This window comes from Ruegeria sp. YTSC004 (assembly GCF_059609805.1).
Genome location: NZ_JBXWMJ010000002.1, coordinates 544914 through 569394 on the forward strand (window position 1 = coordinate 544914; position 24481 = coordinate 569394).

Annotated in this window: 23 protein-coding genes; 12 read left to right on the forward strand and 11 right to left on the reverse strand. The window is 58.3% G+C overall.

Translation table 11 applies throughout. The features are described from left to right. Positions 1–198: 198 nt before the first annotated feature. The 4 genes from ctaD to AC2FFP_RS06385 all read left to right on the forward strand — a co-directional run bounded on the left by ctaD (position 199) and on the right by AC2FFP_RS06385 (position 4293). Positions 199–1872 (forward strand): cytochrome c oxidase subunit I, encoded by a 1674-nt coding sequence (gene ctaD, locus AC2FFP_RS06370; protein ID WP_496722223.1) that lies wholly within the window; start codon positions 199–201, stop codon positions 1870–1872. Positions 1873–2020: 148 nt separating this feature from the next. Then, on the forward strand, positions 2021–3049 hold the full coding sequence (locus AC2FFP_RS06375) for a bestrophin family protein (protein ID WP_496880826.1): 1029 nt from the start codon (positions 2021–2023) through the stop codon (positions 3047–3049). Between the two features lie 105 nt (positions 3050–3154). After that, positions 3155–3754 (forward strand): 2-hydroxychromene-2-carboxylate isomerase, encoded by a 600-nt coding sequence (locus AC2FFP_RS06380; RefSeq protein WP_282118722.1) that lies wholly within the window; start codon positions 3155–3157, stop codon positions 3752–3754. 44 nt (positions 3755–3798) lie between these two features. Further along, positions 3799–4293, forward strand: coding sequence for a DUF2244 domain-containing protein (locus AC2FFP_RS06385; protein ID WP_496776895.1), 495 nt, complete (start codon positions 3799–3801; stop codon positions 4291–4293). 21 nt (positions 4294–4314) lie between these two features. On the opposite strand, the gene AC2FFP_RS06390 is transcribed toward AC2FFP_RS06385, so the two are convergent. Further along, complete coding sequence (locus AC2FFP_RS06390) at positions 4315–4800, reverse strand: GatB/YqeY domain-containing protein (protein WP_496776400.1); 486 nt, start codon at positions 4798–4800, stop codon at positions 4315–4317. Between the two features lie 183 nt (positions 4801–4983). Between AC2FFP_RS06390 and carA the strand changes: the two genes are divergently transcribed. Together carA and AC2FFP_RS06400 are read left to right on the forward strand one after the other, a co-directional pair. Beyond that, complete coding sequence (carA, locus tag AC2FFP_RS06395) at positions 4984–6150, forward strand: glutamine-hydrolyzing carbamoyl-phosphate synthase small subunit (protein WP_496776398.1); 1167 nt, start codon at positions 4984–4986, stop codon at positions 6148–6150. An 80-nt stretch (positions 6151–6230) separates the two neighbouring features. Further along, positions 6231–8099: a glycosyltransferase gene (locus AC2FFP_RS06400; RefSeq protein WP_496843998.1), complete on the forward strand. Its 1869-nt coding sequence runs from the start codon at positions 6231–6233 to the stop codon at positions 8097–8099. Between the two features lie 3 nt (positions 8100–8102). Here AC2FFP_RS06400 and AC2FFP_RS06405 read toward each other — a convergent pair whose 3' ends face one another. Further along, positions 8103–8750: a GntR family transcriptional regulator gene (locus tag AC2FFP_RS06405; RefSeq protein WP_058273905.1), complete on the reverse strand. Its 648-nt coding sequence runs from the start codon at positions 8748–8750 to the stop codon at positions 8103–8105. A 100-nt stretch (positions 8751–8850) separates the two neighbouring features. Between AC2FFP_RS06405 and AC2FFP_RS06410 the strand changes: the two genes are divergently transcribed. From AC2FFP_RS06410 to AC2FFP_RS06420, 3 genes are all read left to right on the forward strand, one after another. Next, on the forward strand, positions 8851–9495 hold the full coding sequence (locus AC2FFP_RS06410; RefSeq protein ID WP_496843999.1) for a pyrimidine 5'-nucleotidase: 645 nt from the start codon (positions 8851–8853) through the stop codon (positions 9493–9495). 86 nt (positions 9496–9581) lie between these two features. Then, complete coding sequence (locus tag AC2FFP_RS06415; RefSeq protein WP_282168549.1) at positions 9582–9830, forward strand: hypothetical protein; 249 nt, start codon at positions 9582–9584, stop codon at positions 9828–9830. Positions 9831–9906: 76 nt separating this feature from the next. Further along, complete coding sequence (locus tag AC2FFP_RS06420; RefSeq protein ID WP_496880827.1) at positions 9907–11103, forward strand: UbiH/UbiF family hydroxylase; 1197 nt, start codon at positions 9907–9909, stop codon at positions 11101–11103. A 13-nt stretch (positions 11104–11116) separates the two neighbouring features. Here AC2FFP_RS06420 and AC2FFP_RS06425 read toward each other — a convergent pair whose 3' ends face one another. Further along, positions 11117–12244, reverse strand: coding sequence for an aminotransferase class V-fold PLP-dependent enzyme (locus tag AC2FFP_RS06425; RefSeq protein ID WP_496776386.1), 1128 nt, complete (start codon positions 12242–12244; stop codon positions 11117–11119). Positions 12245–12474: 230 nt separating this feature from the next. On the opposite strand from AC2FFP_RS06425, the gene hutC reads away from it, so the two are divergent. Beyond that, positions 12475–13176 carry a histidine utilization transcriptional repressor HutC gene (hutC, locus tag AC2FFP_RS06430; protein WP_496722205.1) on the forward strand — a complete coding sequence of 234 codons (702 nt, stop codon included), beginning with the start codon at positions 12475–12477 and terminating at the stop codon, positions 13174–13176. A 6-nt stretch (positions 13177–13182) separates the two neighbouring features. Here hutC and AC2FFP_RS06435 read toward each other — a convergent pair whose 3' ends face one another. Then, on the reverse strand, positions 13183–13641 hold the full coding sequence (locus AC2FFP_RS06435) for an Lrp/AsnC family transcriptional regulator (protein ID WP_496844000.1): 459 nt from the start codon (positions 13639–13641) through the stop codon (positions 13183–13185). After that, positions 13638–14093: an Lrp/AsnC family transcriptional regulator gene (locus tag AC2FFP_RS06440; protein WP_496766801.1), complete on the reverse strand. Its 456-nt coding sequence runs from the start codon at positions 14091–14093 to the stop codon at positions 13638–13640. Before AC2FFP_RS06440 ends, AC2FFP_RS06435 begins: the two co-directional genes overlap by 4 nt. 132 nt (positions 14094–14225) lie before the next feature. Between AC2FFP_RS06440 and ilvC the strand changes: the two genes are divergently transcribed. Together ilvC and AC2FFP_RS06450 are read left to right on the forward strand one after the other, a co-directional pair. Continuing rightward, entirely contained in the window at positions 14226–15248 is a 1023-nt protein-coding gene (ilvC, locus tag AC2FFP_RS06445) for a ketol-acid reductoisomerase (protein ID WP_058273912.1), read from the forward strand. A gap of 73 nt (positions 15249–15321) precedes the next feature. Beyond that, positions 15322–16224 carry a DMT family transporter gene (locus AC2FFP_RS06450; RefSeq protein ID WP_496766802.1) on the forward strand — a complete coding sequence of 301 codons (903 nt, stop codon included), beginning with the start codon at positions 15322–15324 and terminating at the stop codon, positions 16222–16224. Here the strand turns inward: AC2FFP_RS06450 and glmM are convergent. From glmM to AC2FFP_RS06480, 6 genes are all read right to left on the reverse strand, one after another. Next, positions 16221–17564 carry a phosphoglucosamine mutase gene (gene glmM / locus AC2FFP_RS06455; protein WP_496766803.1) on the reverse strand — a complete coding sequence of 448 codons (1344 nt, stop codon included), beginning with the start codon at positions 17562–17564 and terminating at the stop codon, positions 16221–16223. The genes AC2FFP_RS06450 and glmM overlap by 4 nt on opposite strands. Before the next feature lie 34 nt (positions 17565–17598). Further along, positions 17599–18597, reverse strand: a complete 999-nt coding sequence (folP, locus tag AC2FFP_RS06460; protein ID WP_496766804.1) for a dihydropteroate synthase — start codon at positions 18595–18597, stop codon at positions 17599–17601. After that, the gene (locus AC2FFP_RS06465) at positions 18594–19514 is read right to left on the reverse strand and encodes a dihydroneopterin aldolase (RefSeq protein ID WP_496766805.1); all 921 of its coding nucleotides are present in this window, start codon (positions 19512–19514) and stop codon (positions 18594–18596) included. The genes folP and AC2FFP_RS06465 overlap by 4 nt, the downstream gene beginning before the upstream one ends. A gap of 103 nt (positions 19515–19617) precedes the next feature. Then, on the reverse strand, positions 19618–20988 hold the full coding sequence (locus tag AC2FFP_RS06470) for a multicopper oxidase family protein (protein ID WP_496766806.1): 1371 nt from the start codon (positions 20986–20988) through the stop codon (positions 19618–19620). Between the two features lie 73 nt (positions 20989–21061). Beyond that, positions 21062–21703, reverse strand: coding sequence for a cell wall hydrolase (locus tag AC2FFP_RS06475; protein WP_058277625.1), 642 nt, complete (start codon positions 21701–21703; stop codon positions 21062–21064). A gap of 186 nt (positions 21704–21889) precedes the next feature. Further along, positions 21890–24451, reverse strand: coding sequence for a putative PEP-binding protein (locus AC2FFP_RS06480; protein ID WP_496766807.1), 2562 nt, complete (start codon positions 24449–24451; stop codon positions 21890–21892). Between the last annotated feature and the right edge of the window lie 30 nt (positions 24452–24481).

Below are 24481 nucleotides of genomic sequence, written 5' to 3' on the forward strand. Positions count from 1 at the left end.
ATTCGAGGCGCTGATACCCAGATGAATGAGGAATTTGGTGAAAATTTCGCGGGTCGCCCTCCTGCCCGCGACAATTAATCTTGATCCAGATCAAACTCGACCATTGAAGGTCGTCCCCCCGCAATCTAAAACCAGCAGGAATCCCGCGCCTTGGAGAGGTCCAACTGCGCGGTGCAGTTGCAACAGGAGGCACCTATAATGGCAGACGCAGCCATTCATGGTCACGACCATGAAGACCAGCGCACATTTTTCCAGCGCTGGTTCATGTCGACCAACCACAAGGACATCGGGATTCTATACCTGGTCGTCTCGGCACTTGCCGGTCTGATTTCAGTTCTGATGACTGTTGTCATGCGGATCGAATTGATGGAACCCGGGGTGCAGCATATGTGCCTGGAAGGCTTCCGACTGTTCGGCAGCGGAGCCGAGCTCTGCACCCCTAACGGACACCTGTGGAACGTTATGATCACCTATCACGGTGTTCTGATGATGTTCTTCGTGGTCATCCCCGCGCTTTTCGGCGGATTTGGCAACTATTTCATGCCGTTGCAGATCGGTGCACCGGACATGGCCTTCCCGCGGATGAACAACCTGTCCTTCTGGCTTTATGTCGCTGGTACGTCGCTGGGTGTGGCCTCGTTGCTGAGCCCCGGTGGTAACGATCAGCTCGGTTCGGGCGTTGGCTGGGTTCTGTACCCGCCGCTGTCGACGACCGAAGGCGGCATGTCCATGGACCTTGCGATCTTTGCCGTGCACGTATCGGGCGCCTCCTCGATCCTCGGCGCGATCAACATGATCACCACCTTCCTGAACATGCGTGCCCCGGGCATGACTCTGTTTAAGGTGCCGCTGTTCAGCTGGTCGATCTTTGTCACCTCGTGGCTGATTCTGTTGTCCCTGCCGGTTCTGGCGGGTGCGATCACCATGTTGCTGATGGATCGCAACTTTGGCTTCACCTTCTTTGATCCCGCCGGTGGCGGCGATCCGATCCTGTATCAGCACATCCTGTGGTTTTTTGGCCACCCGGAAGTGTACATCGTGATCTTGCCTGGGTTCGGAATTATCAGTCACGTCATCGCCACCTTCTCGCGCAAGCCGGTCTTCGGTTACCTGCCGATGGTTTGGGCGATCATCGCGATTGGTGTGCTGGGCTTTGTCGTATGGGCGCACCACATGTACACCGTTGGCCTGTCACTGCGTCAGCAGGCGTACTTCATGCTGGCCACGATGGTCATTGCGGTGCCGACCGGGGTTAAGGTCTTCTCGTGGATCGCGACCATGTGGGGCGGTTCGATCGAGTTCAAGACACCGATGCTGTTCGCCTTCGGCTTCCTGTTCCTGTTCACCGTAGGCGGTGTGACCGGTGTGGTTCTGTCGCAGGCCGGTGTGGACCGTGCGTATCACGACACCTATTACGTGGTTGCGCACTTCCACTACGTGATGAGCTTGGGTGCCGTGTTTGCGATCTTCGCGGGCGTGTACTTCTACTTCTCGAAAATGACAGGTCGTCAGTACTCGGAATTCTGGGGCAAGGTTCACTTCTGGCTGTTCTTCATCGGCGCCAACCTGACCTTCTTCCCGCAGCACTTCCTGGGCCGTCAGGGCATGCCGCGTCGTTACATCGACTACCCCGAGGCATTCGCTCAGTGGAACTTTGTATCGTCGATTGGTGCGTTCATCTCGTTCGCTTCGTTCCTGCTGTTCTTCGGCATCGTGATCTACGCCCTGCTGCGCGGCGCGAAAGAAACACGTCCGAACCCGTGGAACGAATACGCGGACACGCTGGAATGGACCCTGCCTACCCCGCCGCCCGAACACACGTTCGAACAGCTGCCAAAGCAGGAAGACTGGGATAAAGGCCACGCCCACTAATCCCGGCAATATAGACTGACAAAGCCCCGCAGATGCGGGGCTTTTCATTTTTCACGCCTCAAGAATTAAACAACGCTGGCATAGACTTGCCCGAGAATAAGCCGCTAGACTGATCTGCAATCGCCAATTGCGCAGGACCCGGTCGGTCATGATCCTTCACGACGGAATTACTGTACGACAGATGGTCAAGGGCTCCTTTGGCTTTATCTGCATCGTGCTGACATGGACGCTGCTGGTTGTTCTGGCGGACGAGATCACGACAATCGAGTTGATCTCGAACCCCAGCCCGCCCGTCACCATGCTCGGGCTGGCAGTGGCATTCTTTCTGGGCTTCAAAAACACATCGGCCTTTGCGCGCTGGTCCGAAGCGCGCAGCATCTGGGGCGAGATCGTCAATGCCAGCCGGGACTGGGGCAACACTATTAGCAATCTGGTGCTGCCCGACGGCACACCGATTGATCCCGCGCTGCGCGACGAACTGATCGAACGTCACATCGCGTGGCTCAATATGCTTGCCTTTCAGCTGCGCCAGCCCTCGCCGACAGGACGCAGCCGACGCCCATGGATGTTTGGGCACAAACCTATTTCTGACCGAACCGAGTTGCATCAAATGCCCGAATGCTGGCGCGAACGCCAGTTGCCAATCGACTTGGCAAGGCTTGAGGGCAAGAGCAATCGCGCCGCCTATCTGTTGTTTCTTCAGGGCGAAAAGCTAGCAGAATTGGCACGCAGCCGCGGCATTGACCCCTATTGGCGCGTCGCCCTGATGGACCGCCTCGCGCGGTTTACGACGACACAGGGGCAATGTGAGCGCATCAAGAACACACCCTTCCCAAGACAGGTTGCCGAGGTCGGTCGCGTCTTCAGTTGGATCTTCATCTTCATGCTGCCGCTGGCGTTCAACGACGAGCGATCAATCATCCCCGGGGCAGATATCTCTGTATGGCAGCTTGTTATTTTCGACTGGCTGACATTCGCGCCGGTTGGGGCGCTGGTTTGTTGGATCTTCTTTGTCACCGAACGCGTCAGCGCCTCGATGGAGGATCCGTTCGAAGGGGATGTGACCGATGTTCCGATCTCGGCCCTTTGTCGCAGCATCGAGATTGACTTACGGCAGATGACAGACTGCGGGGTTGCGCCTCAACCCGCGCAACCCATCGAAAAAGTTCTGTTTTAGAGCGACCCGATTTGGCGTGTCCGCAACGCCATTTCAGGGTGCGTTCGATAATCTGCCCAAATTAGGGTATCATGTATCCAGAAACCCTGGGATCGGAGCCATCAGATGCCCGAAATTGACTTTTGGTTTTCCATCGGCAGCACATACAGCTTCCTGACAATCATGCGCCTGGATGATTGGTGTGATGAGCATGACGCGACCGTCAATTGGCGACCGTTTAACGTGCGCACCGTGATGTCCGAACAACAGAACATTCCATTTGCAGGCAAACCGGCCAAATCCGCATATATGTGGCGTGATATCGAGCGGCGAGCCGCAAAATACCACCTGCACGCAACGCTTCCTGCACCCTACCCGATCTCGGATCTTGCGCTGGCCAATCAGGTTGCCGTGCTGGGTATGGCGGATGGCTGGGGTAAATCCTTTACTCAAAACCTGTACCGCATCTGGTTCGAAGAAGGGATCGAGGCGGGCAGCGAAACCGCGTTATCAGAAGCGCTGCATCGGTGTCAGCAGGACCCGCGCCTGACCCTTGCCCGCGCACGCAGCCCGGACACGATCTCGGCGCTTGAAACCGAAACCGAACAGGCCACAAAGCTGGGCGTTTTTGGCGCCCCCAGCCTGGTCGTTCGCGGCGAGGTTTTCTGGGGCGATGACCGGCTGGACGACGCGTTATCCTGGGCCAGAGTTGGGCACGTCATCTGATCTTTCCTGTTAGACACCGGCAGGTGTTGCGCTATTTTTGCACCATGCCGTATCGATGGAATCAAACCTCAAGTTCCGAGCAAGAGTTGCGCCTGTGGCCGCATAACTCTCTGCCCCCACGCTGGGCGATGCGTGTGGTGTTGGCGGTCTTTTTGTTTGGCTTGATTCCCCTGATGGCTGTACTTGGTTCGGTTTTGCTGTGGGGTTTGCTGCCATTCATGCTGTTGACCGTTCTGGGACTGTGGTTCGCGATCCAGTCCAATTACCGTGCACGCAGCGTTTTCGAGGTGTTGACCTTGACCAGATCGCAGGCCCGTCTGGTGCAGCATCACCCCCAACGGGGGCAGCAGGCGTGGTCGTGCAACCGCTATTGGGCGCGCCCCGAAATGCACGAGCGCGGAGGCCCGGTCCCGAATTATGTCACACTGACCGGTGACGGTCGCGAAGTTGAAATCGGCGCGTTTCTGTCTGAGGAAGAGCGGATTTCGCTGTTTGATGAGCTCACAAAAAAACTGCGCGAACCCGTCGCGCAGTCTTAGCATCTGGCAAAAGAAAAGGGCTTAGCAGCCGCCGCTTGCCCCAGCGCAAAGCTGGTCTTTGACCATCGGGCCAACCTTGCCGAAATCCATCTGGCCGGTGTAGCGAGTTTTCAGCTCACCCATCACTTTGCCCATGTCGCGGATCGACCCGGCGCCGGTGGCCGTGATTGCGGACTGAATGGCCTTGCTCACCTCGTCATCGTCCAATTGCTTGGGCAGAAATTCCTCGATGACCTCGACCTCGCGCAGTTCCCGTTCGGCCAGATCCAAACGGCTGCCCTCTTCATAGGCACGGGCGCTTTCTTTGCGCTGCTTGGTCATTTTACCAAGAATTTCAAGCACCTCTGCGTCGCCGCAGCCTTTGGCTTCTTCGTTGTCAGACGCGCGCGAAGCGATGTCACGGTCCTTGATCGCAGCATTAATCAGGCGCAGCGTCGACAGACGCTCGGCATCCTTGTCTTTCATTGCTTGCTTCAGGGCAGTGTTCACCCTTGATCGCATATCCATATGTTCTGTCCATCCCCATGGCAAAGGAACCCCGACCATATCGAAACAAAAAGCGCGATACAACAGGGGGCGCATGCAGCTAACTTATTGATTTTAAACAATAGCCTAAAAATTGAACAGACTTGACCCGAGCGGACAACCCCCTTAGGTATGCGCCGGTTTACCTTGCAGGAGAGTCGCGCCATGGCCCAGAACGCCCCGTCCAAGCCCACCGCATGTCTGGCATTGGCCGACGGTACATTGTTCTACGGTATGGGCTTCGGTGCCACCGGCCAAACCGTGGCTGAACTGTGCTTTAACACCGCCATGACCGGATACCAGGAAATCATGACCGACCCCTCTTATGCGGGACAGATCGTGACCTTCACCTTCCCTCATATCGGCAATGTCGGCGTGAACCCCGAGGATGACGAGACTGGCGATCCGGTTGCCGCCGGAATGGTGGTCAAATGGGACCCGACCGAGCCATCGAACTGGCGCTCGGCCGAAGAACTGAAGGCCTGGCTGGCCCGCCGCGGCCGCATCGCCATCGGTGGCGTGGACACCCGCCGCCTGACCCGCGCCATCCGTCAGCAAGGCGCACCTCATGTCGCGTTGGCGCATGATCCCGACGGTAACTTTGATATCGAGGCATTGGTCGCCGCCGCGCGTGGCTTTGCCGGTCTGGAAGGCATGGATCTGGCCAAAGAGGTCACCTGCGCCCAAAGCTATCGCTGGGACGAAATGCGGTGGGCCTGGCCGGACGGGTATAAACGTCAGGAAGCTCCGGTGCATAAAGTAGTCGCCGTCGACTTTGGCGCAAAGCGCAATATCCTGCGCTGCCTCGCCTCGGCTGGTTGCGACGTCACGGTTTTGCCTGCAACGGCGACAGCTGCCGAGGTGCTGGCCCATAATCCCGATGGCGTGTTCCTGTCGAACGGCCCCGGAGACCCGGCAGCCACTGGTGAATACGCCGTGCCGATGATCAAAGAGGTTCTAGACGCCACCGATCTGCCCGTCTTTGGCATTTGTCTGGGCCACCAGATGCTGGCGCTGGCTTTGGGCGGCCATACCGTCAAGATGAACCACGGCCACCACGGGGCCAACCATCCGGTCAAAGACCTGGATACCGGCAAGGTCGAGATCACCTCGATGAACCATGGCTTCGCTGTGGATGGCCAGTCCCTGCCCGACGGAGTTGTGGAAACCCACCGCTCGTTGTTTGACGGGTCCAACTGCGGCATCCGCATGACCGATCGCCCTGTCTATTCAGTGCAGCACCACCCCGAAGCCTCACCCGGCCCACAGGACAGCTACTATCTGTTCGAACGCTTTGCCGAAGCTATGGCAGACAAGAAAGCACAGGCTTAACCACTCCATCGTTTAGTGTTAACGCGCTGTTAACCTTGATTGAGCCACCCTGACGCGGGTCACCGTGTCAGGGTTTTTTTATGGTTGAACATAGCCTGCAGCAATTCGCGCGCGCCGCGCCGATTTCTTTTGGGGCGCGGAAACCCCTTGGCGCCTGTTTACTCGAACGTGGATGCATCACCCCCGCGCAGCTCGAAAAGGCGCTGCACTTGCAATCCAGACAACAGGCCCCGCTGGGCGAGATCCTTGTCGGAGAGGGCTGGATCAGCCGTCAGGAAGTCATGGATGCTTTGTCCGAGCAGACCAATCTGCAAATTGCCGATCTGAAAAACACGCCCCCCTCCCCGACCTTATGTGACATCAAACCGGTCGAGTTCTGGCTGAAGCATAATGTGATCCCGTGGCAACGCATCGGCCCGATCCTGCTGATCGCGACCGCTGATCCGAACCGCTTTGCCGCGGTACGCGCCGCCCTGTCCCACACCGAACACACGATTGCCCCGGTACTTGCATCGGCCAGTCAGATTGATCACGCGATTGCCAGCTCATTTTCCGAAACTTTGGCAAAAGGCGCGGAAACCCGGGTCGGCAAGGATCAGAGCTGTCGATCGTGGACGCCGACAAAGCGCGCGGGTCCCATCGCTGTCCTTGCGGGACTTCTTTTCTTTTTTACAGCCTTTCCTCTGGTTGGTCTGACTGTTCTTTTGACCACAGCCACGGTTTCGCTGCTTATGTTCATGATTTTGCGCATGGCAGGCTTGGTCTCATATCTTATGAGATACCGCCTAGTGTGCCCAACGCCCGAACCTGTCCCGCTGCGATTACCACGCGTGTCGATGATGGTACCCCTTTACAAAGAACGAGAAATAGCAAGCGCCTTAATTAAGCGGCTACAACGCCTGACCTACCCAAAGGCGTTGTTGGATGTCATTCTGGTGCTGGAGGCCTCAGATGAGGTCACGCGCACCACATTGGGACGAGTGGATCTACCCAGCTGGATCAGAACTGTTGAAGTCCCAGAACTGAACGGACTGACGACAAAGCCCCGCGCGATGAACTACGCGCTGGATTTTTGCCGTGGCGACATTCTGGGTGTGTGGGATGCCGAGGACGCCCCGCAATCGGATCAGATCGAACGGGTGGTCCGGCATTTTGCGCGGGCTGACGAGGACGTCGTCTGCCTGCAAGGTGTTCTGGATTATTACAACCCGCGCACAAATTGGCGGTCACGCTGTTTTACAATCGAATACAACAGCTGGTTTCGGATCATCCTGCAAGGCATTGCGAATCTGGGTCTGGTCGTCCCGCTTGGGGGCACAACATTCTTTTTCCGCAGGGACAAGCTGCTGGAGCTTGGCGGCTGGGATGCCCACAATGTAACGGAAGATGCCGATCTGGGCGTGCGCCTCAGCCGCGCGGGCTATCGAACCGAGATGGTTGATACCACCACCTATGAAGAGGCAAACTTTCGCGCCTGGCCGTGGGTCAAGCAGCGCTCGCGCTGGCTAAAGGGGTTCATGGTTACATATCTGGTGCACATGCGTGCGCCGCGGCGTCTGCTGGGCGACATCGGGCTCAAGCGATTTCTTGGCATTCAGGCGTTCTTTCTGGGGACTATCGGTCAGTTTCTACTGGCACCGGTCCTATGGTTGTTCTGGTTGGCGACACTGGGCTTGCCTGGCCCGTTCGATCCGCTTTTGTCTGATTGGGCCTTCTACGCACTCATCAGCCTGTTTCTGGTGGCCGAGATCACCAATCTGATCGTTGGAATGCTGGCCGTAGCAGCGCCTGAAAGACGATTCCTTATGCCGTGGGTTCCAACAATGCCGCTTTATTTTCCGCTAGGCGTGTTAGCCGCCTACAAAGCCCTGTGGGAACTGGCCAGCAACCCGTTCTTCTGGGACAAAACTCAGCATGGGCAGGCCCGCGAAGAAGTACAGCCGCACTGACGGTCACTTTTCGCGCAACACGGCATCCTGTTTCAGCCGGGTCATGAACGCCACCGAGATATGTTCTTTCAGCGCGCGCTCAGCCGCCTCTTCATCCCGTGCGGTGATCGCCTCGACAATGCCCTTATGCTCACTTTGCGCAATCTCGCCACGGCCCTGAACGGCAAGCGAGGTCGTAGCCATCAGAGCCATTGTGCGGTGCACAAGATTCAGCTGCTGCACCAGATACCGGTTGTGCGAAGCCAGATGGATCTGTTCATGAAACCGTCGGTTGGCCCGCGACAGTGCCGTTGGATCATTCACCAACGCATCGTCAGCGGCGACCATGTCCTGCAGCACTTTGATCTCTTCTTCGGTGGCGTGTTTCGCGGCCAGCTTTGCGGCCAATCCTTCCAACTCGCGCCGGACCACATAAAGTTCGGCCATTTGGTTGTGATCCAGCGAGGCCACGATCAGTGATCGTCCGTCACGCTCTAGCAGGGACTGCGTCTCGAGGCGCTGCAACGCTTCGCGGATCGGCGTGCGGGACACGCCAAACCGTTCCGCCAGCTCACTTTCGACCAATCGGTCGCCGGGCTTGTAAACGCCCACATCAATCGCTTCGAGAATAAGGCTATAGGCGTCTTTGTTGGGCTGACGGGATTGCGGCATGGGGTGTTTTTTCTCCTCGTTCGGACATGTCTATCCGTCTCAGGCCCGTGCAATCAAGTGTAGCATTGAAAACCTGTGCATGGCGGCCTAAACCCAACCCATGGTCAAACCTTCTTTTTCGCACGTCACCCAATGGGTGTTCGACCTCGACAACACGCTGTACCCGCCTCATATGCAACTATTCGACCAGATCGAGGTTCTGATGACGGATTACGTGGTGCAGGCCATTGGCGTCGACCGGGCCGAGGCGGATCGTCTGCGCTCGCACTATTGGCGGGAATACGGCACCACGCTGGCCGGCTTGATGGCCGAGCATGACCTGGACCCCGACCCATATCTATACGCCGTGCATCAGGTGGACATGAGCCACATGGACCCCGACGCTGAGTTGGCCGACCACATCAGGTCCCTTCCCGGCCGTCGTATCGTTTACACCAACGGCAGCGCGCCTTATGCCGAACGGGTGCTAAAAGCACGCGGCCTCAGCGGTTTGTTCGATGCGGTTTATGGCGTAGAACACGCGGGCTATCGTCCAAAACCTCAACAGGCCGCGTTCGAGGCGATCTTTGCACAGGATGGCATCGACGCCGCCAAGGCGGCTATGTTTGAAGATGATCCGCGCAATCTGACTGCTCCGCACGCGATGGGAATGCGCACTGTTCACGTCGCGCCCGAGCCGCATAAGGCTGAGCATATCCACCATCATACCGACGATTTGACCGCGTTTCTGGCCCGCCTGCGATAGGCTGTCACACTGCGACGATCTGCACATTCTGCAGGTGCATCATCGACCCTATATGCGCCTCAGCGACGAACAGAATCGGAGACCCCATGAGCGCGATCGAGATGCCCGGACGCCTGCCCATCTGGCAGCGCCTGTTGTTTGCAATCCCCCTGTTTGGCTGGCTAGCCAAGGATGCCGCTCATGCAAAGGGCGAAGAATGGGGTTATACAGCGGCCGCGATTTTCAGCATGTGGGGATGTTCTGCCCTGTTGTTTGGCTTGCCGGGCCTGTACATCCCGGCGGTGATGATGGTGCCGGTGATGTTCCTGATCCTCATCCTGATCTCGCGCGGCTGACACGCGAGACAGGATGTCACTTGGCACCGGCGGAGGAACCGAACTAGGGTCTGCCCAACACTCGGAGGCCAAGGTCATGAAAGACAGCTGTGACATCCTGATTTCCGGCGGAGGAATCGCCGGTCTGACCGCCGCGGCGGCCTTTGGAACCGCCGGGTTCGACGTTATTTGCGTGGACCCGACGCCCCCGATAACCGAGCGCGACGTGGACGGCTCTGATTTGCGAACCACCGCATTTCTTCAGCCCGCACACGGGCTGTTAGAGCAATGTGGGTTGTGGCAACGGCTGGACGCACTCGCGGCCCCTTTGCAGATCATGCGGATTGTGGACGCAGGCGGAGATGTTCCTGAACCCCGCGTTGTGCGCGATTTCAACGCCGCTGATATCTCGGATCAACCGTTCGGCTGGAACCTGCCCAACTGGCTGCTGCGGCGCGAGATGGTGGCACGACTGGCCGTACTGCCCAATGTCGATTTCCGTGCCGGTACAGGCACCGTCAGCCTGTTCACCCGCACTGCCGAAGCGCGTGTCGGCCTGAGTGACGGCAGCCGCATTCGTTGCAAGCTGGTGGTCGCTGCTGACGGGCGCAACTCTCCCATGCGCGAGGCGGCTGGGATCAAGGTCCATACAACGCGCTATGGCCAGAAGGCATTGGCCTTTGCGGTCACACATCCGATTCCCCATGACAATGTCTCGACCGAGATCCATCGCTCGGGTGGGCCCTTCACCCTGGTCCCCCTGCCCGATTGGCAGGGGCAACCGTCTTCGGCGATTGTGTGGATGGAGCGCGGACCCCGCGCGGTTGAGTTGCTCAACACCGAGCCCGAAGCGTTTGAGGCGCTGATGACCGAACGGTCCTGTGGGTTGTTCGGACCGTTAAAACTGGCTTCGCGCCGGACCATCTGGCCGATCATCAGCCAGTCCGCAGAACGTCTGGCTGGCGAGCGAGTCGCACTAATGGCCGAAGCTGCCCATGTGGTGCCGCCAATTGGAGCCCAGGGATTGAACATGTCGCTGGGCGATCTGAGCAGTCTGCTGGAACTGGCGCAGGCCCGCCCCGAAGGTTTGGGCGACGCGCAGATGCTCGAGGCCTATCACAAAGCCCGCCATACCGAGATCGAGATGCGGGTCAAAGGAATTGATCTGTTAAACCGCGCCTCGATGATCGAGGCGCGACCGTTAAGGGACGTGAGGGCAATGGGGTTGAATGCGCTCTATTCCCTGCCGGCTGTTCGCAAGACCTTGATGGAAATGGGCCTCGGCGTACGCTAAGGCCCGAACGGTTTCACAGAACCTGATCCAGCACGCGCTTGAGCCGCCCGATGGTGCCGTCAACGTCATACAATTTGTCCAAACCAAACAGACCGAGGCGGAAGGTGCTGAATCCTTCGGGCTCATCACATTGCAGCGGCACACCTGCTGCGATCTGCATGCCCAAAGCCGCAAATTTCTTACCATTCTGAACATCTGGATCTGAGGTATAACTGACCACAACGCCCGGCGCGCCAAATCCGTCCGCCGCAACAGAGATAATACCGTATCCCTTCAAGAGCTCCCGCACTCCATTTCCCAGATTCCATTGAGCATTTCGAAGAGTTTCCCAACCGCTTCGCTCGGTCTCGACCATCGTATCGCGGAACGCCTTCAACGCATCCGTGGGCATGGTCGCGTGATACGCGTGCCCGCCATTTTCATAGGCTTGCATTATCTGCCGCCATTTCTTCAGATCAACGGCAAAGCTGTCAGACGTCGTCTCCTCCAACCGCGCTTCGGCACGCTCAGAAAACATGACAAGGCCCGCGCAGGGCGATGCGCTCCAGCCTTTCTGGGGGGCCGAGATCAGAACGTCCACACCGGTGGCCTTCATGTCGACCCAAGCACAACCCGAGGCGATGCAGTCCAGCACCATTAACGCCCCAACCTCATGCGCCGCCGCGGCCATGGCAGTCACGTAATCGTCGGGCAGAATTACACCGGCCGAGGTCTCTACATGTGGGGCAAAAACAACGTCCGGACGCTGTTCACGGATTGTTGAAACAACCTCGTCAATCGGTGCGGGGGCAAAGGGCGACGGGCTGGAATTGCCGGTTTCACGAGCCTTAAGAACCGTCGCCGACGCCGTCAGATCACCGGATTCGATGATCTGGCTCCAGCGGTAGGAAAACCACCCGTTCCGAACGACAAGTACATTGGCATTGCGTGCAAATTGCCGGGCGACGGCCTCCATCCCATAGGTGCCACCACCAGGGATAATCGCCACACCATCCGCATTATACACATCCTTCAGCAACCCCGAGATGTCCCGCATCACCTGTTGAAACTGCACTGACATGTGGTTCAGAGACCGATCCGTAAACACGACCGAGAACTCTTCGAGCCCAGAGGGATCGACGGTGTCCAATAGCGCTGGCATGGTTTGTCCTTTCAAATTGTCGTCAGCGGCCTCGCGACCCGGGTTAGTTTGCCGAGACCCGTACTGAACCCGAATATCTGGCCTAAGGGAACCAAAAACAAAACACTCAAATGATATTTTGTTGGTCGAATCTGGCAAGAAATGACGCCAATTAGTGTCAGTCGCCCTTTACACTCTGACGTGTTTCTGACCAGATGCACTCACTTTGCAGAAGAAAGGTATTTCGACAGGTGAATGCGCATAAGCGGATCAGTTTTCAAGTTGTACGGGACGAAGTCAAACGGCGGATCGAAAGCCGCATTTGGCCGCAGGGATCGCTTCTGCCAACCGAAACACAGCTTGCCGAGGAATTCAATTGCGCACGCGCGACAGTGAACCGTGCCCTGCGCGAGCTTTCTGATCAGGGCTTTGTCGAGCGCAAACGCAAAAGCGGGACCCGGGTCAAAAAGGAACCCAGCAAGCACGCCAAGCTAGAATTTTCGTTGGCTCGTCAAACGGTTGAAAGCCAAAATGCAACCTATCGGTACTCGCTGGTTGAACGCAACGTGGTCGCAAGCCCCGGTTGGCTGGCTTCACAGATCGGTGTTTCCGCGGACATTCGCGTCCTGCAAGTCATCTGCATGCATTATGCCGACAACCGTCCCTTCCAGTTGGAAGAACGCTGGATCAACATAGATGCGGTACCCGAAATCGAACATGCTGATCTGAGCACCCAGGGCCCCCATGAATGGCTATTGAACGCCTCTCCGTTTACCGAGGCTGAAGTCTCCTTTTGCGCGATCTCCGCGGACGGACGATTGGCGGAATTCATGGGAACTACCCCCGGAACGTCGATGATCCAGCTAGAGCGCACGACCTGGAAGAACGGAAATCCGATGGCATTTGCCCGGATGACACACCATCCCGGATATTGCATCCGCACGCGGTACTGAACGGGCTTATCCGATCGGTCCCGGCAAACGTTCCTCACTTAGCAGGACGTTGGCTTCGACATCTCCTGCGCCGGGCAAGGTCATTATCCGACGGCGCAGGACACGCTCAAAATCCGACAGGTCGCGGGCAACAACCCGCAGGCGATAATCGTACAGACCCAGCACATGCTCAACTGTCTGAACTTCGGGAATTGCACTAACCGCGCGCTCAAAATCCTCCAAACTGATCTGTCCCTTGCGTGCCAGTTTTACGCCTAGGAACACGGTCACGCCGAATCCCAACGCCTCGGCATTCAAGCGCAGCCGGCGACCTTTGATAATGCCCGAGGTTTCCAGCCGTCGAATTCGCCGCCATGTCGCGGGTTGTGACAATCCCAGCTTACGTCCCAACGCCCCCGCGCTTAGCGAAGCATCCTGCGCCAGCGCGCGCAGTATCTTTCGGTCAAGTTCATCCAGATCGATCATACCGGCAGCACCTCTTCGCTTTTGACCCGCGCGATGTGCATCAAGGCCTCAATATCCGCGATATGCGGCAGGGTCAGAATGCGGTCGCGGTAGAGTTGTTGGTAATGTGCCATGTCCCTGGCAATCACCGACAGACGCACATCTACCCGGCCCAGAAAGGTCTGCAATTCGATCACCTCAGGCACCTGCCGGGCGGCCGAAGTGAATTCGTCAAACGCGCGCGATTGGGTCTTGTCCAGCGTGACCCGCAGCGAAACCTCGACCGCGTACCCAAGTGCCGCCCAGTCGATCACGGCCTCTTGCCCTTGGATGATGCCTGCGGCCTGCATCTTTTCGACCCGGCGCCAGCAGACCCCTTGGCTGATACGGCAACGCTCGGCGAGTTCCGCGGCTGACAGACTGGGGTCGGCCTGAAAATGGCGCAGAATTCGACGGTCTATGTCATCAAGCATGATTTTTTCGTATTTTTGGTATCACACGAATTATTCTTCATCTTTTTCGCAAATACTCAAGTGCAACCCTATCGCCAATTCAACATCCGGCAGGTAAAACCCTCGGCAATCTAACCAGAAAGGACCGGCGACATGCGCGTCTATTACGATCGCGATTGCGACATCAACCTGATCAAAGACAAAAAAGTAGCAATCCTGGGCTACGGCAGCCAAGGCCACGCCCACGCACTTAACCTGCGCGACTCGGGTGCGAAGAACCTTGTCGTCGCTCTGCGCGAAGGCTCGGCATCCGCCAAAAAAGCTGAAGCCGAAGGCCTGGAAGTCATGGGCATCGCCGAAGCGGCGGCCTGGTGCGACGTCATCATGTTCACCATGCCCGACGAACTGCAGGCCGAGACCTACAAGAAATACGTGCATGACAACATCAAGCCCGGCTCCGCCATTGCCTTTGCCCATGGCCTGAACGTCCACTTTGGCCTGATTGAGCCGAAAGAAGGCATCGACGTCATCATGATGGCCCCCAAAGGCCCCGGCCACACCGTACGCGGCGAATACGTCAAAGGCGGCGGCGTGCCTTGCCTGGTAGCTGTTGACAGCGACGCGACCGGAAAGGCTCTGGAAATCGGCCTGTCCTATTGCTCGGCCATCGGTGGCGGCCGCTCGGGCATCATCGAAACCAACTTCCGCGAAGAGTGCGAAACCGACCTGTTCGGTGAGCAGGCCGTTCTGTGCGGCGGTATCGTCGAACTGATCCGTTGTGGTTTCGAAACTCTGGTTGAGGCAGGTTATGCGCCCGAAATGGCCTATTTCGAATGTCTGCACGAGACCAAGCTGATCGTTGACCTGATCTATGAAGGCGGTATCGCGAACATGGATTATTCGATCTCGAACACTGCCGAGTACGGCCAGTACGTCACCGGCCCGCGCATTCTGCCTTATGAGCAGACCAAGAAAGCGATGAAAGAGACGTTGTCCGACATCCAAACCGGAAAGTTCGTCCGTGACTTCATGCTGGAAAACGCCGTCGGTCAGCCGACCATCAAAGCGGCCCGTCGCCACAATGATGAGCATCAGATCGAACAAGTTGGTAAGAAACTGCGCGACATGATGCCGTGGATCTCTGCTGGCAAGCTGGTCGATCAGGAAAAGAACTGATCCTGCCAAGCGAATGCGAAGGGGCGGCCCATAAGGCCGCCCTTTTTTGTCCTTACCCCAAGCCGAGACGCAGATGGTTCAGCACCCCACATCCCGCGATTGGAGCGGCGTTATCACCCTTGGCCTGATCTGGGGCGGTACGTTCATGGTCGTCACCATGGCGCTGGAAGGGTATGGACCTATCACAGTCGCCACCGCGCGGACGACGCTTGGCGCAGTAATGTTGCTGGGGCTGATGGCCGCTACAAACCGCAAGCTACCCTCGGGGTCGACCGCCTTGTGGGCTTCGGTCATCGTGATCGGTATCTTGTCCTCGGCCCTGCCCTTTGTTCTGCTAAGCTGGGGGCAGCAATACGTACCGTCCGCCTTCGCGGGTCTGTCCATGGCCGCAATCCCTCTGATGGTACTGCCGCTGGCGCATTTCTTTTCGGACGAGCCCCTGAACCTGAGAAAATTGGTGGGCGTGATCCTTGGATTCTGCGGTGCGTTGGTGCTGATCGGCCCCGGCTTGGCGCAACTCGGCCACGGGTCGGAACCTTTGGCGCAACTGGCCTGCATCGGGGCCGCCTTGTGTTATTCTCTGGCGTCGATCTTCACCCGTCAATGTCCGCCCATTGATCCGGTGGTTCTGGCCGCCCTGACCCTGCTGGTCGGCGCAGTAATCCTTTTGCCGATCATGTTCGTGACCGAAGGCGTCCCCACGTGGGAAGGTACCCGCCCAAGCATTGCCATCATCGTTTTGGGGTTGGTCCCTACGGCATTTGCAACACTGCTGCGCGTATCCGTCATTCGCAGCGCAGGATCGGTCTTTATGACGCTGGTGAATTACCAGGTCCCGATTTGGTCCATGGTGTTCGGCGCATGGGTTCTGTCCGAAGCGTTGCCGCTGCGCTTTTTCGTGGCGCTGGCCATGATCCTGACCGGGCTGGCCATCAGCCAGTGGTTCAGCCTGCGAAAGATGTTGACTGGGCGCTAGCCTGTGACGGCCTCGACTTCGGCAACGATGCCGTCGACAACCTGGGTCAGCAGCGCATCATCTTCACATTCCGCCATGACGCGGATCAGAGGTTCCGTACCTGATTTGCGGATCAGCAACCGTCCCTGCCCGTTCAGCCGCGCCTCGGCGTCAGAAATTGCAGCCTGCACACTGGCGGCCTCAAGCGGGGCTTGTCCTTCGCCATAGCGCACGTTCTTCAGCATTTGCGGTACGGTTTCGAACTGCACCGCCAATTCCGATGCTTTTTGACCCGTATGAACCATCTCCGCCAGGAAATGGAGGCCTGCCATAAGGCCGTCGCCTGTGGTCGCATAGTCGCTCATGACGATGTGGCCCGATTGTTCGCCACCCAGGTTGAACCCGCCTTCGCGCATACGTTCAACGACATAGCGATCCCCGACGCCGGTGCGTTCCAGACGCAAGCCATGGCTTTCTAGATGACGTTCCAGGCCAAGGTTCGACATAACCGTTGCAACCAGCGCGCCGCCTTTCAGACGGTCTGCTTCGGCCCAGCTGGTCGCCAAAAGCGCCATCAACTGATCCCCATCCGCGACTTGGCCATTCTCGTCGATCATAACGACGCGATCGGCATCACCGTCCAGACAAATCCCGATATCTGCGCCATGGGCCACCACGGTTTCGGCAGCCAGCTGCGGTTTGGTCGAACCACAGTTGAGGTTGATATTCTTACCATTCGGCGTGATGCCGACCGGGATCACCTCGGCACCCAATTCCCACAAAACCTCGGGCGCCGTGCGGTGAGCGGCCCCATTGGCGCAATCGACTACAACTTTTAGCCCGTCCAAACGCAAGTCACGCGACAGCGAAGATTTGACGCGTTCACCATATCGGAACCGCGCATCATCCACCCGTCTGGCACGGCCGATATTCCGTGCCTGCGCAGGTTTGACACCTTCTTCGATCAGCTTTTCAATCTCGAGCTCCGCCTGATCAGACAGCTTGTATCCGTCAGGACCAAAGAACTTGATTCCGTTGTCCTCGGCCGGGTTATGGCTGGCCGAGATCATCACCCCAAGATCCGCGCGCATCGACCGTGTCATCAGACCAACAGCGGGCGTCGGCACCGGTCCAAGCAGCAACACGTTCATCCCGGTCGAAGTCAATCCGGCCGTCAGGGCGTTTTCCACCATATAGCCGGACAGGCGCGTATCCTTACCGATCACAACACGGTGGACGTCGGATTGATCGCGGCGGAAGTAACGGCCAGCGGCGGCCCCGATGCGCAATGCCATTTCAGCCGTGATTGGATGGGTATTGGCTGTACCCCGCACCCCATCGGTTCCGAACAGCTTGCGCATAATGTCACTCCGTCATTTCTTGCCTGCCTCCGCCTTACCGGACGGCGGCCCAAAGGCGCAAGGCCTGAGCGGTTTCTGCAACATCGTGCACGCGCAGAATTTGAACGCCTTGTGACAATCCAGCCAGCCCGACGGCGATTGATCCCGGCGCGCGGGCGCCCTTGCGCGGCTCTTTGCCAATCTGCCCAATAATACCTTTTCGGGACACACCCAGCAGGATCGGGCAACCTAGACCATGAAACAGGCTGATCCCTTGCAGTAAGGCCAGGTTATGTGCCTCGGTCTTGCCAAACCCTATGCCTGGATCAACGATAATCTGATCCCGGTCCAACCCGAGTTTTTCGAGACGATCCACCTGCCCTTCAAGGAAATCGTAGACATCCAGCAGAACGTCGTCATAGGTCGGATTGTCTTGCATTGTGCCCGGATCGCCCTGCATGTGCATCACACAGACCGGAGCGCCAACTTGTGCGCAAAACGGCGCAAGCTGTGGGTCAAAGGTAAATCCTGTTACATCGTTGATCAGCCCTGCTCCGGCCTTCCACGCTGCTTTGGCGACGGCGGATTTGCGCGTATCGATGGATATCAGCGCATCAGTGCGGGATTTGATCGCTTCGATCAGGGGGCGGGTTCGCGCGATCTCTTCATCTTCGGGCACGAAAGTTGCTCCGGGTCGGGTCGATTCGCCGCCAATATCCAGAATGGTTGCATCTTGTGACACCATCTGTTCAGCCGCAGATTGGGCCGAACTGACCGAATTGTGCACGCCGCCATCCGAGAAACTGTCCGGCGTTGCATTCAGAATGCCCATAATGTGCGGGCGATCCATGGCAAGGCCGGCGACATCGGCACGCGGACGCGTCAGACGGTCCAGCGCGTCGTCCGGCACATCCTGCACGGCAATGATCCTTGGGGGCTCTTCACGGCTTAACCGTTCGACATCGGTAAACCACAGCGGCTGGCCCGCAATTGGTACAGCCCCCAACGGACGGTTCGGACCGTGCTGAACCAAAGGTCGAAAATACGCGGTCACAGTTGTGCCTGATCCACCGAGATCGCACGCAACGGGGTTTCAGGGGCGTCGGGCAGCGCGCCGCCGATCACCATCATCTCACTCGCTTCAAAAGTGGCAGCAAACCATGCCGCCAGCGCCACTGCATCCGAAGGTGCCGCCGATTGGCCGTCAACAGCATCCAGCACGATTTTTGAGGGTGCCCAGACGCAAATCTGACCATTTTTCATGGCCCAATCCAGCTCAGTCCGCGTTGAAACGACAACACAGCGGTGATCGCGGGCAGCCAAAACCCAGGCGTTCTGTTCAATCGCCAACAGATCAATTCGGCGTTGGGTCATCGCGTGGCCAGTCTGTGAAACAGGCATATCCGCCGCGCCGACACATAGGATCAACGGGCGTTCACGATTTTCCAGCTGATCGATCCATCCGGTCAGATTGGGCGATGCGATAGCCTCGTTCGACAGAAAGGCCAGCCGGGGATGCGGGCGCTCTTCCTCGACGACGTCGTGATGAGCCTTGTCTTTTCCGCGCACAATCTCGACACCCAAGGCGCCGGGACCTCGATCAAGTTTTTCTATTCTGACAAACGCTCTTACGGCCTGCGGCTCAAGTAAAATTCGCTCGGCCACCCGGTCTGCCAACGTCTCAAGCAGGTTAAGACGTTCCGCCGCAAGCTCGTACGCGATCGCCTCAGTCACCCGGTCGTAGGACAGGATGCGATCCACGTCATCGTCGATGGGATCGGTCAGCGGGCGAACTTCCACTACTATGTTAAAACAAATACGCTGGGTCGTACCACGCTCGGCCTGAAACGCGCCGATTTCAACCTCGACGATATGATCGCGCAGAGAAATTCGGTCCAACGGCCCCCGGGCAGCGGTCGCTTCGGACCGCTCGGACGGGTGCGCAAAGGCAAGACGGATTTCAGAGCTCATACAGGCGGACCTTTTCGGGCTTTGTGGACGTGTTTGCCCAAAATAAACGATGCGCGCGCGTATAGCACCGCAACATGCGTCTTTCCAGCCATCGAATGCGGCGTCAGCTGACGCGGAACCAGCTCATCATGCCCGAGGCGGCGTGTCCCAGCATGTGGCAATGCAGCAGCCAATCGCCTGGGTTATCTGTGACCAGAGCGATTTGACGGGTCTGGCCCCGGTCCACCAGTATAGTGTCGCGCCAAGGCCCCAAACTGCCATCCGGCAGGATGAGCCGGAAGTGGTGACCATGCAGGTGCATGGCATGAGGGAAAACGGTTTCGTTCACAAACTCGATCCGGTGCACCTGACCCAGACGCGCATCCAGAAACGGATCCTTGGGTCGTTCCGCGTATCCGTTCAACGCCCAGAACCTGCCCAGTTGAGCCAGCTCACGGCCTGTCAGGTCCTGATCGCCAAGCTTGGCCCCTTCCAGCCATCGCATCGCGCCGCCCTGCAGGGACATGCGATGCAGCGGTGCCTGATCATACTGAAATTCAGGCATATTGTTCGCAGGCAATGGTTCAATACCCTGCCTTTGCGATATGGAGGCCTCGGAAACTTGAAAGCGTACCAAGCCATAGCCGCCGTCCCGCTCGATACTGGCGAGACCCGCGACTTCCCCGGACGCGGACGTTACATCCACGACAAGGTCCGCCCGTTGTGCGGGCGCAAGTGGGAAGCTGTCCTCTACAGGCAATGGAACTGCCAGCGGCATCCCATCCAAAGCCACAATCCAACCTGCAAGCCCGTCTAACGCCAAATCAAATATCCGAGCGTTCGATGCGTTGATCAGGCGTAATCGCAATCGTTCCCCCGATCCAACAGGGTATGCCGGATCGAAACCGCCATTGACGGACACCAGATTACCCAGCCGCCCCGCATGGCTAAGATCGTGCCCATTGTCAAAATCGTCCACGATATGCGCGGTTTCCGGGTCCAGCCGCCAGTCGTCCAGCATCAGCGTCAGATCCTGATCAACATCCGGCGGGCTGGATTCTTCAACAATCAGAGATCCATAGAGACCTCGGGTAACCTGTTCGGTAGACCGGTTATGCGAGTGATACCAATAGGTTCCTGCATCGGGTGCAACAAAGTCATAGTCGAAGGATTGGCCCGTCTCGACCGCGTCCTGCGTCAACCCCGGCACGCCATCCATGGCGTTGTCGATCCGAATTCCGTGCCAATGCACTGCCGTCGGTTGAGACAGGTTGTTTATCAGCTTGCGACTGACGCGCCCGCCCTGAGGCAATCGGATGTCGACTCCGGGAACGCGGCCGCCATAGGTCCAAACCGGCGTAGCTGGATATCCGTCAGGCGCAATCTGTTGCACCGCTTCTTGCGCAACCAGATCGGAGCTGGCCGCATGCGCCACCTTTGGCAGCAAGGCAAGCGCGGTCGAAGTTTGCAGAAACCGTCTGCGGGATAACATCATGGCGGACCTCCTGGTCCGCTACATAAGGCAGAAAACGCCCCGCGCAATCAAGGTTCCAGCGCGGGTGCGTCAATCAGTTGCTCGCGGTCCGATAGTTGTGGCGGTAGAAAATGTGAACGCCGATCCGGGCCGTTTCTTTGTAGACGCGCGACCATGACGGGCGCACCGCCTTGGTGTGGTAATGGGTCGCCCCTTCGGTCAGCCCGACGCCAACGCCGTCGATTGCCGCACGGGCAACCTTGGACACACGCTCATAGGCTCTTTTCTCGCGGATAACTTCTTTCTGACCATCGCAGGTGTAGGTGAACTGGCATTGGTACTTCTTACCGGTTCCCTGCTTGATCACCCCGCACAGCGAACTTGGAAAGCGGCTACTTTTGACCCGGTTCAGGATCACCTCGGCCACGGCAAACTGACCGCGAACGCTTTCGCCGCGCGCTTCAAAGTAAAGCGCCTCAGCCAGACATTTGAAGTTCTCGTCACCAGCGGCAGTCGGCAGTTGATCCAGCCAATCCTTGGAATAGGACACCTGTTGCAGCACGGGTTCTTTACGTGGCTTAAACAGGCCCAAGTAATCACGGAACTTTTGCCCGGGCAATTCGCTTCGGGTTACAAGTTCGCGTTTGGCAGATTCGGTGGCTTCCCTCTCGGCGACGGAAACACTCGGCAGCACGGTTGCTGCCAATGTGGCAACAGCCAATATGTATCGTAGCATCAGATAACCTCGCACAGGCACAATTAGCGCCAGACCCTCCCCCGGCGGGCGCGATGAGGCTCATACCGAATTCAAACGGCGACGTCCAGTTCTGACGAAAAAGCAAGTGGAAAATCGCCGTTTCGTCAACAATATTTGACGACGGCGCTTTCTGTTACCTACTAATTCTAGAGTGCCGCCCTTCTGTCAACCCCCAAGTCTGGACGAAATCGCCAGTTGAGCGGCAGCCAGCCGAGCGACGGGCACCCGGAAGGGCGAACAGGACACATAGTCAAAGCCCAATTCCCGGCAAATGGCGATTGATTCGGGGTTCCCGCCATGTTCGCCGCAAACTGACAATGTGACTTCTGGTTGTGCTTGCCTGCCGCGTTCAGCTCCCAGTTTAAGCAATTCGCCAACTCCGTCCGCGTCCAACACATGAAACGGATCTTCGACAAAGACACCCTGCCGGACATAAGCCGACATGAACCGGCCTGCGTCATCGCGGGACAGGCCATAGGTCATCTGCGTCAGGTCGTTGGTTCCGAAACTTAAAAACGCGGTTTGCGGCGCGATCTCGGCTGCCCGCAAACAAGCCCGAGGGGTTTCGACCATCACGCCCAGCCGGTACTCAAATTCCTGCCCGCGTTCAGCGGCGACGGCTGCCGCCACGGAATCGATGCGCGCCTTGACCAGCTCGACCTCGCGCTTGGCAGAGACAAGCGGGATCATCACCTCGGGCACCACCGGTGCCCCGTCTTTGCTGGCTTCAAGCGTCGCCTCGAAAATCGCACGCGCCTGCATGTCGTATATTTCGGGAACCGTCACGCCCAGACGAACTCCGCGCAGGCCCAGCATCGGGTTGTATTCGGTCATGGCGTCGACCCTGCGTTCGACATCTGAGACCGGCAGGTCCAGCGCTTCGGCAAGTTCGCGTTGGCCGGTGCGCGTGGTCGGAAGAAACTCGTGCAACGGTGGATCGAATAGACGGATACAGACAGGCTGGCCTTCCATGATCCGGAATAGCTGCGCGAAATCATCGCGTTGCATCGGCAGCAAGCGTTCCAAGACCGCTTCGCGACCGGATGAGGTCTGCGCAAAGATCATTTCGCGCATCACGATCAGGCGGCCGGGGTCAAAGAACATGTGCTCGGTCCGGCACAACCCGATCCCTTGTGCCATGAAGTTCCGCGCGGTTTGCGCGTCTGCAGGTGTGTCCGCATTGGCGCGGATGGCAATATCCCGCTCTGCGTCCGCCCAGCCCATCAGGGTCTGGAAACAGTCATCCAGCGCAGCCTCCAGCATGGTCGGTTGCCCAGCCAACACCTGACCCGAGCTACCGTCGATGGTCAATGTGTCGCCTGTATTGAATACCCGCCCGTCGGGAGCCATCAGCTGTTTTTTCTTTGTCTGAAACCGCATCTCGGACGCGCCGACGATGCACGGCAGGCCCAAACCCCGGCCAATCACGGCCGCGTGGCTGGTCATGCCGCCCTTTTCCGTCAGGACCGCCACGGCGGCATGCATGCCCCGTACATCTTCCGGAGAGGTCTCGCGCCGAACCAGAATGCACGGTTCCCCACGCGCAGCGCTTGCCTGCGCCTCGGCCGAGGTGAACACGATCTTGCCGGTCGCAGCACCCGGACTGGCGGCAATTCCGGTGGTCAGGATGTCCCGTTCCGCATCAGGGTGAACCTGTCGGTGCAACAGCTCGTTCAGGGAATGCGGATCCACCCGCATCACCGCCTCTTGCGGCGGGATGATCCCGTCTTCCGCAAGCCGCACGGCGATGCGCATCGCGGCCCGGGCACTGCGTTGCACCCGTACACCGTCCAAAATGTGAACGTGGCCGTTTTCGATCACGAACTCGACCTGCATTTCCTCGCGCAGCTTGACCCGCATCAGCGCTGCATGCGTCTTGAGGTCCGCAAAAGCCTCGGGCGCGACATCTTCCAAAGACACTCCGCGCGGGTCCTTTTCGAGGTACAGCGCCGCGACGCCTTCCCCTAGCGCATCCCGTCCCTGACTTTGGCTCAGATACCGACCGGTGATCTGAGGCAATCCAGTGGTCGGATCAATCAGTTGCAGCACACCCGATCCGCACTCGCCCTGCCCGACGCCGGGGATCATCTCTTGGATCACCAAACCCAGACCCGCGTCCGCCGGCGCACCCTTGGCCTGACGCAACAATCGGGCCGAGGTGCCCTCCCATGCCCGGGCCATCGAACGCAGCACGGCAATCAGCTGCTCTCCGCGATCCTGTGGAAAGGCTTCGTCCGTCTCGTCCTCGTAAGCCCGCAGAGATTCCTGCAGACCTTCACGGCCATCTGCATCGATCTCGTCAAACACATCGGGGTCCAGCCGCGCAACATGAACGGCATAGCTTTGGACAAAGCGCAGATACAGCGCTGCGGCGGCCTCGACCCCCATCGAATCCGACAGGTCGACATAGCGCGCGTCATTCATGCCGATGTTCAGGATGGCACCCGGGCCGCCCCAATCGGGATCTTCGGAACTGGGCCGGACACACAGCAGCGCAGTCTGATCAAACTGCTCAAGAACAGCAGCTAAATCCGGCACCTGTCCGTCTGATATCTGATGCACCGCATCAAACGACAACGCGACCGTTCGTGGAACCGGCAGTTCCAGACGAACCAGACGTTGCAAACATTTCGCGCGCCCGCCATGCGTGTTGGCGGCAACGGGCGCTTCGGACGTGATAAGCGTAGTATGCGGATTATTCTGCACTGCGGCACCTTTTGGTTTCACCGCAGCATAAGCCCCTGCACCAATGGCGCA

Excerpts from the sequence above, each read along its gene's own strand:
- AC2FFP_RS06390 (WP_496776400.1), bottom strand. The coding sequence starts at position 4,800 with ATGGATATGCGATCAAGGGTGAACACTGCCCTGAAGCAAGCAATGAAA.
- AC2FFP_RS06405 (WP_058273905.1), bottom strand. The coding sequence starts at position 8,750 with ATGCCGCAATCCCGTCAGCCCAACAAAGACGCCTATAGCCTTATTCTC.
- AC2FFP_RS06400 (WP_496843998.1), top strand. The coding sequence starts at position 6,231 with ATGGTTGAACATAGCCTGCAGCAATTCGCGCGCGCCGCGCCGATTTCT.
- AC2FFP_RS06450 (WP_496766802.1), top strand. The coding sequence starts at position 15,322 with ATGGTTCAGCACCCCACATCCCGCGATTGGAGCGGCGTTATCACCCTT.
- AC2FFP_RS06470 (WP_496766806.1), bottom strand. The coding sequence starts at position 20,988 with ATGATGTTATCCCGCAGACGGTTTCTGCAAACTTCGACCGCGCTTGCC.
- AC2FFP_RS06380 (WP_282118722.1), top strand. The coding sequence starts at position 3,155 with ATGCCCGAAATTGACTTTTGGTTTTCCATCGGCAGCACATACAGCTTC.
- ilvC (WP_058273912.1), top strand. The coding sequence starts at position 14,226 with ATGCGCGTCTATTACGATCGCGATTGCGACATCAACCTGATCAAAGAC.
- AC2FFP_RS06440 (WP_496766801.1), bottom strand. The coding sequence starts at position 14,093 with ATGCTTGATGACATAGACCGTCGAATTCTGCGCCATTTTCAGGCCGAC.
- AC2FFP_RS06475 (WP_058277625.1), bottom strand. The coding sequence starts at position 21,703 with ATGCTACGATACATATTGGCTGTTGCCACATTGGCAGCAACCGTGCTG.
- AC2FFP_RS06375 (WP_496880826.1), top strand. The coding sequence starts at position 2,021 with ATGATCCTTCACGACGGAATTACTGTACGACAGATGGTCAAGGGCTCC.
- AC2FFP_RS06420 (WP_496880827.1), top strand. The coding sequence starts at position 9,907 with ATGAAAGACAGCTGTGACATCCTGATTTCCGGCGGAGGAATCGCCGGT.
- AC2FFP_RS06465 (WP_496766805.1), bottom strand. The coding sequence starts at position 19,514 with ATGAGCTCTGAAATCCGTCTTGCCTTTGCGCACCCGTCCGAGCGGTCC.
- AC2FFP_RS06385 (WP_496776895.1), top strand. The coding sequence starts at position 3,799 with ATGCCGTATCGATGGAATCAAACCTCAAGTTCCGAGCAAGAGTTGCGC.
- AC2FFP_RS06410 (WP_496843999.1), top strand. The coding sequence starts at position 8,851 with ATGGTCAAACCTTCTTTTTCGCACGTCACCCAATGGGTGTTCGACCTC.
- AC2FFP_RS06415 (WP_282168549.1), top strand. The coding sequence starts at position 9,582 with ATGAGCGCGATCGAGATGCCCGGACGCCTGCCCATCTGGCAGCGCCTG.
- glmM (WP_496766803.1), bottom strand. The coding sequence starts at position 17,564 with ATGCGCAAGCTGTTCGGAACCGATGGGGTGCGGGGTACAGCCAATACC.
- ctaD (WP_496722223.1), top strand. The coding sequence starts at position 199 with ATGGCAGACGCAGCCATTCATGGTCACGACCATGAAGACCAGCGCACA.
- carA (WP_496776398.1), top strand. The coding sequence starts at position 4,984 with ATGGCCCAGAACGCCCCGTCCAAGCCCACCGCATGTCTGGCATTGGCC.
- AC2FFP_RS06425 (WP_496776386.1), bottom strand. The coding sequence starts at position 12,244 with ATGCCAGCGCTATTGGACACCGTCGATCCCTCTGGGCTCGAAGAGTTC.
- AC2FFP_RS06435 (WP_496844000.1), bottom strand. The coding sequence starts at position 13,641 with ATGATCGATCTGGATGAACTTGACCGAAAGATACTGCGCGCGCTGGCG.